Origin of the sequence: Pseudomonas sp. 2FE, assembly GCF_005503735.1 — a bacterium.
Lineage (GTDB): Bacteria > Pseudomonadota > Gammaproteobacteria > Pseudomonadales > Pseudomonadaceae > Aquipseudomonas.
The window spans coordinates 298350-307411 of sequence record NZ_SCMO01000001.1; the positions used below are offsets into that span (position 1 = coordinate 298350).

At 64.4% G+C, this 9062-nt stretch carries 8 protein-coding genes and 1 pseudogene; 7 read left to right on the forward strand and 2 right to left on the reverse strand.

All coding sequences use genetic code 11. The annotated features are described in order from the left end of the window. Positions 1 to 317: 317 nt before the first annotated feature. Both FFS12_RS01505 and rmuC read left to right on the forward strand, forming a co-directional pair. Complete coding sequence (locus FFS12_RS01505; protein ID WP_137885219.1) at positions 318 to 737, forward strand: tetratricopeptide repeat protein; 420 nt, start codon at positions 318 to 320, stop codon at positions 735 to 737. Between the two features lie 196 nt (positions 738 to 933). After that, entirely contained in the window at positions 934 to 2421 is a 1488-nt protein-coding gene (rmuC, locus tag FFS12_RS01510) for a DNA recombination protein RmuC (protein ID WP_137885220.1), read from the forward strand. 35 nt (positions 2422 to 2456) lie between these two features. On the opposite strand, the gene FFS12_RS19810 is transcribed toward rmuC, so the two are convergent. Then, a complete protein-coding gene (locus tag FFS12_RS19810) occupies positions 2457 to 2597 on the reverse strand; it encodes a hypothetical protein (RefSeq protein WP_171011789.1) in 141 nt (46 codons plus the stop codon). Positions 2598 to 2609: 12 nt separating this feature from the next. Between FFS12_RS19810 and FFS12_RS01515 the strand changes: the two are divergent. Beyond that, positions 2610 to 2741, forward strand: a pseudogene (locus FFS12_RS01515) (MerR family transcriptional regulator); the annotation flags it as partial. Between the two features lie 93 nt (positions 2742 to 2834). Here FFS12_RS01515 and FFS12_RS01520 read toward each other — a convergent pair. Next, positions 2835 to 6314, reverse strand: a complete 3480-nt coding sequence (locus FFS12_RS01520; RefSeq protein WP_137885221.1) for a PAS domain-containing hybrid sensor histidine kinase/response regulator — start codon at positions 6312 to 6314, stop codon at positions 2835 to 2837. A 251-nt stretch (positions 6315 to 6565) separates the two neighbouring features. Here FFS12_RS01520 and FFS12_RS01525 point away from each other — a divergent pair, with 251 nt between their 5' ends. Genes FFS12_RS01525 through FFS12_RS01540 form a run of 4 tightly spaced genes read left to right on the forward strand, consistent with a single transcriptional unit; the run spans position 6566 to position 9061 of the window. Further along, positions 6566 to 7135 (forward strand): GNAT family N-acetyltransferase, encoded by a 570-nt coding sequence (locus FFS12_RS01525; protein ID WP_137818433.1) that lies wholly within the window; start codon positions 6566 to 6568, stop codon positions 7133 to 7135. Between the two features lie 6 nt (positions 7136 to 7141). After that, positions 7142 to 7981: an AraC family transcriptional regulator gene (locus tag FFS12_RS01530; RefSeq protein ID WP_137885222.1), complete on the forward strand. Its 840-nt coding sequence runs from the start codon at positions 7142 to 7144 to the stop codon at positions 7979 to 7981. A 37-nt stretch (positions 7982 to 8018) separates the two neighbouring features. Continuing rightward, positions 8019 to 8732: an AzlC family ABC transporter permease gene (locus FFS12_RS01535; RefSeq protein WP_137885223.1), complete on the forward strand. Its 714-nt coding sequence runs from the start codon at positions 8019 to 8021 to the stop codon at positions 8730 to 8732. Continuing rightward, positions 8732 to 9061 (forward strand): AzlD domain-containing protein, encoded by a 330-nt coding sequence (locus FFS12_RS01540; RefSeq protein ID WP_137885224.1) that lies wholly within the window; start codon positions 8732 to 8734, stop codon positions 9059 to 9061. The genes FFS12_RS01535 and FFS12_RS01540 overlap by 1 nt, the downstream gene beginning before the upstream one ends. Position 9062 lies beyond the last annotated feature (1 nt).

Below are 9062 nucleotides of genomic sequence, written 5' to 3' on the forward strand. Positions count from 1 at the left end.
ACTTGTGCACAATTGCGAAGCGGCTTGTCAAGCGCCTGTCACAAGCGCCTGTAAACCCTTGATTCTTTCCGTGTGTTTATTAAGTCAATGAAAAATATAGTTTTTTTAAGCTGGTGAAAAAAGCATCAGTTTGACTTGGAGGCCCATCCCATCAGGCTTGGCGAGTCTTGCTACCAAGTTGTCCACTGAGTTATCCACAGCTTCTGTGGATTGTCCCGAGCGCTTGCTCTAGATCGCGGTTGGGCGTCATTTGCAAGGCTTTACCGGCGAAAAAAAAAGAGTAGAGTGGCGCGCCTTTCCCGCCATCCCAGTCATTTATGCCTCGCGTCTCACTCTCCCTGCCTGCCGCTCCAGCCCCCACTCGTCCACGTCTGCTTCTCCGAGTAGCATTCTGGTTGTTGGACAGCCCACGGCTGGGACATGCCGTCAGTGTCAAGCGTTTCGCCGTACGTCTGCTCAAGCAACCTGCCCGCCAGGGTGTGGTAGTCGCGCAAAGTCGTCTGGGGCAGTTGCTCTGTCGTGACTGCGGCAATACTCGTGACCGCCGGATTGGCCTCGAGCTGTTGCGCCAGGCCGCGCGTGCGGGTGAGCGGCGGGCTCAGCTGGAGCTGGGTCGGCTGTACAGCCAGCCGCGTCAGCATGAACCGCAGCAAGCCCGGCATTGGCTGGAACAAGCCGCGGCGCAGGGCTCTCACGAAGCCAAGCGGCTGCTGAGCAACCTCTACCCCCATTCTTAGAGCCTGTTCACGATCTCGCGAGCTAAGGTCAGGCAAGGCGAAATCGGGCGATAAAGCGCAGTTTACGAATTGTAAATGAGCATTTTGAGCCCGATTTCAACGCCGTATGGCCGACGCGCAGCAGATCATGAACAGGCTCTTAAGCGCGCCGTGCGGGGCTGGGTATACTGCCCGGCATTCTTGCGTGGAGCCGTCTATGCCTATCGATTTGCCCAACTTGCTGATTGGTCTGTTCGCCGCCGCCGTGCCGTTGTTGGCGCTGGCTTGGCAACTGCAACGGCGTTTGGCGCTCAAACAGGCGAAATGCGCATTACTCGATGAGCGCTTGAGCACTGCGCAACTGGCTCAGGATGGTCTGGCTGCGCAACTCAATGCTTATCGCAGTGAAGTCGCCGAACTCAGCGAAACTAAGGCCGACCAGCAAGCCGAGTTGGCCGCATTGCGTCGCGAAGCCGAGTTGCTGCAGGTTGAGCGTGGCACGGCGCGCGAGGCTGCCCAGGCCTGGCGTGCCGAGCGTGAACAGAAAGAAGCCGAGCTGCGCCAACTGAGCGCCGAGCGTGCCGGCCTGGTTGCCGAGTTGCGTGAGCAGCAGGACAGCCATCAGCAGCGCTTGGACGACTTGCAAGGTTCCCGCGATGAGCTGCGGGCGCAGTTCGCCGAACTGGCTGGGAAGATCTTCGATGAGCGTGAACAGCGCTTTGCCGAAACCAGCCAGCAGCGCCTCGGCCAGTTGCTCGATCCACTCAAGGAACGTATCCAGTCCTTCGAGAAACGGGTCGAGGAGAGCTATCAGCAGGAAGCCCGCGAGCGCTTCTCGCTGAGCAAGGAGTTGGAGCGCCTGCAACTGCTCAACCAGCGCCTGAGCGATGAGGCGACCAACCTGACGCGCGCCCTGAAAGGCCAGAAGACCCAGGGTAACTGGGGCGAGCTGGTGCTGGAGCGGGTGCTGGAGCATGCCGGTCTGGAGAAGGGCCGCGAGTATCAGACCCAGGTCAGCCTGAAGGGCGCCGAAGGTGAGCGCTTCCAGCCGGACGTGTTGATTCAGCTACCCGGCGAGCGCCAGGTGGTGGTGGATGCCAAGGTCAGCCTGAGCGCGTATCAGCAGTTTATTGCCGCCGACGATGAGCCGCTCCGCCAGCAGGCGCTGAAGCAGCATGTGCTGTCGCTGCGCAACCACCTCAAAGGCCTTTCGGTGAAGGATTACCAGCGTCTGGAAGGGCTGCACAGCCTGGACTTCGTGCTGCTGTTCGTGCCGATCGAAGCGGCCTTTGCCGCGGCGTTGCAGGCCGATTCCGGGCTGTTCCAGGAGGCCTTCGAGCAGAATATCGTGATCGTCAGCCCGACCACCTTGCTCGCCACCCTGCGGGTGATCGACAGCCTCTGGCGCCAGGAGCGGCAGAGCCAGAATGCCCGTGAGATCGCCGAGCGGGCCGGCGCGCTGTACGACAAGTTCGTCGCCTTTATTCTGGATCTGGATGAGGTCGGCAGTCGTCTGCAGCAGCTGGACAAGGCCTACGCCGCGGCACGGAACAAGCTCAGCGATGGCCGCGGTAATATCATCGGCCGGGTGGAAAACCTCAAACTGCTCGGCGCCCGCGCCAGCAAAAGCCTGCCGACGGACTTACTGGAGCGCGCAGCCGGTCTGCCGCATGTCGATGAAGCGGTCGACGAAACGATCGGCTAGCGCTTAGTGGCAGTCACCTGCGTCTCACCGCCTGCTCACCCCGGCGAGGAAACTGGAGGTTGCTGGCGGTTTTCCAGGGCGCGGACAAACTCCCGAATCCAGCCGGCCAGGCGCTCCGGCCGGGCCAGCGCCTGCCAGTGCCCGGCATTCAATTCGCGGCGCCAGAGCTTGGGCACCCAACGGGATAGATCCTCATGCAGCTGCGCCCGCTGGTCGAGCAGGTGGTGGAGACCGAGCTGGCGCGCGGCCTGCAACTGTCGGCCAATCGGGAGTTGGGCGAGCGGGTCGGCGAATTGTTCAAGGGTTTCCTCAAACCGTAGGCTGGGTAGAGTCGCAGGCGAAACCCGGCTGAGCCGGCGCAGCGCTGGGTTTTGCTGCGCGCTACCCAGCCTACGGGTGTGTCGCTGGGTGGTTCAGCGCAAGCTCAGATGCCGACTCAGCAAGGCCCGCAAGGCCGCCGGTTTGACCGGCTTGGCCAGGTAGTCGAGGCCTGCGGCGTGGACTTCGGCGATCAGCTCGGGGCGGCCGTCGGCGCTGATCACCACGCCCGGCACCGGCTCGCCGAGTTTGCTGCGCAACCAGGCCATCAGCTCGGTGCCGGTTTCGCCTTCGTCCAGGTGGTAGTCCACCAGCGCCAGTTGTGGGCGCACGTCTTCATCTAGCAGGTGCTCGCATTCCAGGCGATTGCGCGCCGTCCAGACCTGACAGCCCCAGCGCGAGAGCAGGCTGTGCATGCCAACCAGGATGCTGTCTTCGTTGTCGATGCAGAGCACTCGCGTACCGCTCAATGTCTGGCCGTTAAGTTCGGAGCTGAGGTCGTTGAGCACGGCCGGTGCCGGGCTGCGCGCCATTGGCACGGTGACGCTGAACACGCTGCCTTTGCCGGGCCAGGAACGCACTTCGAGCCTATGACCGAGCACCCGGCAGAGGCCATCGGCAATCGCGAGGCCGAGGCCGAGGCCTTTTTCGGCGCGGGTCTGGTGGCTGTCGAGGCGTTTGAACTCCTCGAAGATCACCTGGCGCTTGTCCTCGGGAATGCCCGGGCCGCGGTCCCAGACCTCCAGGCGCAACTCGCCAGCGCTGCGCCGCACACCAAGCAGCACATGGCCCTTGGCGTAGCGGAAGGCATTGGTCAGAAAATTTTGCAGCACCCGCCGCAGCAGTTTGATATCGCTGTCCACGCGCAGTTGGCTGCCGCGTAGGTGGAAGTCCACGCCGTGTTCTTGCGCGAGGACTTTGAATTCGGTACCTAGGGTCTCGAACAACGCGTTGAGCGCGAAGGCTTGCCGATCCGGGGTGATGCGACCGCTTTCCAGGCGCGAAATATCCAGCAGATCGCTGATCAAGTCTTCCGCCGAGCGTAGCGAGCTGTCCAGATGCCGCACCAACTGTTGGGCCTCGCCCGGCAGGGCCTCGGGCTGATGGGCGAGGGCGGCGGAGAATAGCCGCGCGGCATTCAGCGGCTGCATCAGGTCATGGCTGACCGCAGTGAGGAAGCGGGTCTTGGACTGGTTGGCGGATTCAGCCACGCCTTTGGCTTCGTTCAGTGCCAGGTTCAGTTGCGAGAGCTCATGGGTGCGCTCGGCCACGCGCTGCTCCAGGCCTTCGTTGGCTTCCTTGAGGCCCTGTTCGGCCTCGCGGAACGCGCTGATGTCGGTGAAGCTCATGACGAAGCCGCCGCCGGGCATCGGGTTGCCGATCAGCTCGATAACCCGGCCGTTGGGGAACAGCCGCTCGGAGGTATGCGCATGGCCCTGGCGCATCCAATACAGCCGGCGCGTCACATGGGTCTCGACATCGCCGGGGCCGCAGAGGCCGCGTTCGGCGTTGTAGCGAATGATCTCGGCGATCGGCCGGCCGATGCTGATCAGCCCCTCCGGGTAGTCGAACAGCTCCAGGTAACGATGGTTCCAGGCCACCAGGCGCAGTGACTGATCGACCACGCTGATGCCCTGGGTGATGTTCTCGATCGCCCCTTGCAGCAGGGCGCGGTTGAACTGCAAGACTTCGCTAGCCTCGTCGACGATGCGCACCACGTCCTCGACCTGCATCTCGCGGCCTTCGATGGCGGCCTTGACCACCGCGCGAGTGGACGAGGCGCCGAGCACGCCGGCCAGCAGGCGCTCGGTGTGGGCGATCCACTCGCCGTTGGCGGTCTGGTTGGGGTTGAAGTCCTTGCCCTGGCGCGCGGCGAAGCGGGCAAAGCTCTGCCGTGCGCGTTCCTCGCCGACGAAACGCGCGGCCAGCATCAACAGGTCCTGCACCTGCACGGCCAGCAGCGGGCGGCCGCTCGGCCGCGCGCTGACTTCCTGGCCGATAAAGCGGCTGGCCTGCCAGTGTTCGGAGACGCGGGTGCGGGAGAACAGCGACACCAGGGCGAACAGCAGGAAGTTGCCGGTCAGCGACAGCAGCACGCCCTGGGTCATAGGGTCGAACGGCAGGCCCAGCGGGTTGCCGGCCAGCCAGGCCAGGCCGGGAAAACCCTGCAGCGGCCAGCCCAGGCCGCGGGCCAGCAGCGGCAGCACCAGGGTATAGGCCCAGAGCAGGGCGCCGGCGGCCAGGCCGGCGAACACCCCGCGGCGGTTGGCCTGCTTCCAATAGAGCGCGCCGAGCATGGCCGGGGCCAGTTGGGTGATGGCGGCGAAGGCGATCTGGCCGATGGTCGCCAGGCTCGCGGTGGAGCCCAGCAGACGGTAGCTGACGTAGGCCAGCAGCAGGATGGCGACGATGCTGACCCGGCGCACCGTCAGCATCCACTGGCGGAACGCCTCGAACGGCCGCTCGGCGCTCTGCCGACGTAGCAGCCAGGGCAGCAGCATGTCGTTGGAGACCATGGTCGAGAGCGCCACCGCCTCGACTATCACCATGCCGGTGGCGGCCGAGGCGCCGCCGATAAAGGCCAGCATGGCCAGAGCTGGATGGGCCTCGGCCAGCGGTAGGCTGATGACGAAGGAGTCCGGCAGCACCCCGGCCGGCAGCAGCAGTTGCCCGGCCAGGGCGATGGGCACGACGAACAGCGCGGCCAGCACCAGGTAGAGCGGGAACACCCAGCGCGCCAGGCGCAGATCCTGCGGCTCGATGTTTTCCACCACGGTCATATGGAATTGCCGCGGCAGGCAGATGATGGCCATCAGCGCCACCCCGGTCTGCACCAGCATGGCCGGCCAGTTCACCGTCTCCGCCCAGAAGGCGTCGAGTTGCGGTGCGGCCTCGGCCTGGCCGAGCAGGTCGCCGAAGCCGTCGTACAGGCTGTAGGTGACGAAGGCGCCGACGGCGAGGAAGGCCAGCAGTTTGACCAGCGATTCGAAGGCGATCGCCAGCACCATGCCGCGGTGGTGTTCGGTGACGTCGAGGGTGCGGGTGCCGAAGAGGATGGTGAACAGCGCCAGCACCAGGGACACGATCAGCGCGGTGTCCTGGGCGCGGGTGCCGGTGGACTCGGCGCCCGCGCCGATCAGCAGGTTCACCCCGAGGACGATGCCTTTGAGTTGCAGGGCGATGTAGGGCAACACGCCGACCAGGCAAATCAGGGCCACCACCACCGCCAGCGACTGCGACTTGCCATAGCGCGCGGCAATAAAGTCGGCAATCGAGGTGATGTTCTCCTGCTTGCTGATCATCACCATCTTCTGCAGCACCCAGGGCGCGAACAGCAGCAACAGCACCGGCCCCAGGTAGATCGGCAGGAAGGCCCAGAGCTGCCCGGCGGCCTGGCCGACCGCGCCGAAGAAGGTCCAACTGGTGCAGTAGACCGCCAGCGACAGGCTGTAGACCCAGGCCCGCAGCCGCGGCGACAAGGGCGTGCGGCGCCGGTCGCCGTAGAAGGCGATGGCGAACAGGATGGCCATATAGCTCAGGGCGACCGTGGCGATCAGCCCGCTGGACAACGACATGCGAACTCCAGGTAAACCCGCTTGGGGTGCTCCCCAAGTACAGCGTTTTGCCGGCCAGCCCGCGGGGCTGGCTTGGAGGCTGTGGCATTCCAGCGCAGCTCGCCTGTTGAGACGAGCAGGTGGGAACACTCGGGCCCCGGTTAGTGTCGCACCAAAGTACAATTCAGTCAGGCGCGACTATGGTCGCAGAGCCGTCTGGGGGCGTTTCGCCCTGCTAGCATGACGCTTAGATGTCGACGAGGATGGTATTCATGTTCAAACCGCAGTTGATCGCTCTGCAGCGCGGCGCCCTGCGCCTGGAGCCTATGGTCGATGGCGACATTCCCGCCCTGGTGGCTTTGGCCGAGGCCAACCGTGACGAGCTGGCCTATATGAGTGGGCCGCTGCGCCTGGATTGGTACCGCAGCGGGCTGATCGAGCAGCGCAACGGCCAGGCGTTACCCTTTGTGATCCGGCTTGGCGACCGATTGGTCGGCACCACGCGGTTTGCCGGGTTTATGCCAGCCCTGCCGTCCACCGAAATCGGCTGGACCTGGCTGGATCGCAGCCAGCATGGCACTGGGCTGAACAGCACGATCAAATACCTGATGCTCCGGCATGCCTTCGAGAGCTGGCGGATGGTGCGGGTGCAGTTGCAAACTGCGGCGAGCAACCTGCGCTCGCAACGCGCCATCGAGAAGCTCGGCGCGGTGCGCGAAGGCGAGTTGCGCAACCATCGCCGCCTGGCCGATGGGCGGCTGGACGGCAGCCTGCTGTACAGCATCACCGATCAGGAGTGGCCGCAGGTGAAGGCTCGCTTGGAGGCGCGTTTCAGCGGCTGATACGGGATGAGTCATGGCGAGCAGACGCGTTTCTGGAAGGCGGCCGCGGTGGGCGGCTTGGAGTTGCTGCACGCCCGCTATGTCGAGCAGCGCTTCGCCCCCCATGTGCACGAAGGCTATGTGATCACGGTGATCGAGAGCGGCGCTCAGTATTTCCGTCATCGTGGCAGCGAGCATCTGGCGCCCATGGGCAGCATGGTGCTGATCAATCCGGATGAGCTGCACACCGGCTCCAAGGCCCATGAGTCAGGCTGGCGCTACCGGGGTTTCTACCCCGAGTTCGAGCAGTTGAATACCCTGCTGGATGAGTTGGGGCTGGCCAAAAATGGTTGGCCGGTTTTTACCTGCAGCGTTTTGCATGATGCGCAAATGACCGCTCGTTTCAATGCCCTGCATCGGCTGCTGGAGCAGCCAGGCTGCGTCTTGCAGCAGCAGACCGCCTGGCGCGAGACGCTTCTACTGCTGCTTCAACGCCATGCGCGAGTTCCCGAGGCGCCTGCTGCCGGGCGTGAGCCGCAGGCGGTACGGCGGGCCAAGGAGCTGCTCGGTGCGCAGTTGAGCGAGCCGCCCTCGCTGGAGCAACTGGCGGCGGCGGTCAACCTCTCGCCCTTCCATTTCGCCCGGGTCTTCCGCCGCGCCACCGGCCTGCCGCCGCATGCCTGGCTCAAACAGCGGCGGCTGGAGCAGGCACGGGCCTTGTTGAAGAGTGGCTGCGCGCCGGTCGGCGTGGCGGTGCAGTTGGGCTTCGCCGACCAGAGCCACCTGACCCGCCAGTTCAAGCAGGCCTATGGGGTCGGCCCCGGCGAGTATCGGCTGGCTTGCGCAAGATCGTTCAAGACGGACTGAGCTGGGCCGCTTAGGCTGGCGGGCAGGAGGAGCTTCCATGACCCGCTCGCAACTGTTCATCTATGGCGCCCGCGACAGTATTCCGATGATTGTCGGGGTTGCGCCTTTCGGCATTATTTACGGCACCTTGGCCAGCGTCGCCGGCTTGACCTTATGGCAGGCGTTGGGCATGTCGCTGCTGGTGTATGCCGGTTCGGCGCAATTTATCGCCATCAGCCTGTTGGGGGCGGGAACGGGATGGGCGGTGATTCTGTTTACCACCCTGATCGTCAATCTGCGCCATGTCCTCTACAGCGCCTCCCTGCAGTCCTATATCGCCCATCTGTCGCAACGCTGGCGCGTACCCCTGGCGTTTGGCCTCACCGATGAGACCTTCGCGGTCGTGCAGCGCCGTTACCTCGCCCATGGCATTGGGGGGCAGGGCCAGTGGTACCACGCCGGCGTGGCGTTATCGCTGTACCTGTGCTGGATATCCTCTTCGCTGCTGGGGGTGCTGTTCGGTCAGGCCATGCCGAGTTTGGCCGGCTGGGGTCTGGACTTCGCCATGCTGGCGACCTTTATCGGCATAGTCGTGCCGATGTTGCGCAATCGGCCGCAGGTCGCGGCGGCGCTGATGGCGGGTGCAGTCGCGGTGCTGACGCATGCCTGGCCGTACAAGCTCGGTTTGATGGCCGCGGCCTTGGCCGGGATCGCTGTCGGTATTTGGCTGGAGCGCCGGGCTGACGCAGAACTGCTTGGGGAGGGTAGGTAATGGAGCTCTGGTTGCTGATTCTGGGGATGGCCGGGATTACCTTCGCCATCCGCTACAGCCTGTTCGCCTGGCCAGGTCTGCGTTTCCCGCCGCTGGTGCTGCAGGGTTTGCACTATGTGCCGGCGGCCGTGCTCACGGCCATCGTCGTGCCCGGCATGCTACTGCCGGACGGCCAGCACCTCGCCCTCAACCTGGACAACGCTTATCTGCTCGCGGGCCTCAGCGCGATCCTGGTCGCCGCGCTCAGTCGTAATCTGCTGGCGACTATCGGCGGTGGGCTGCTGCTGTTCTTTTTGCTGCGTTGGGCGTTGGGACAACTGCCTGTCTAAA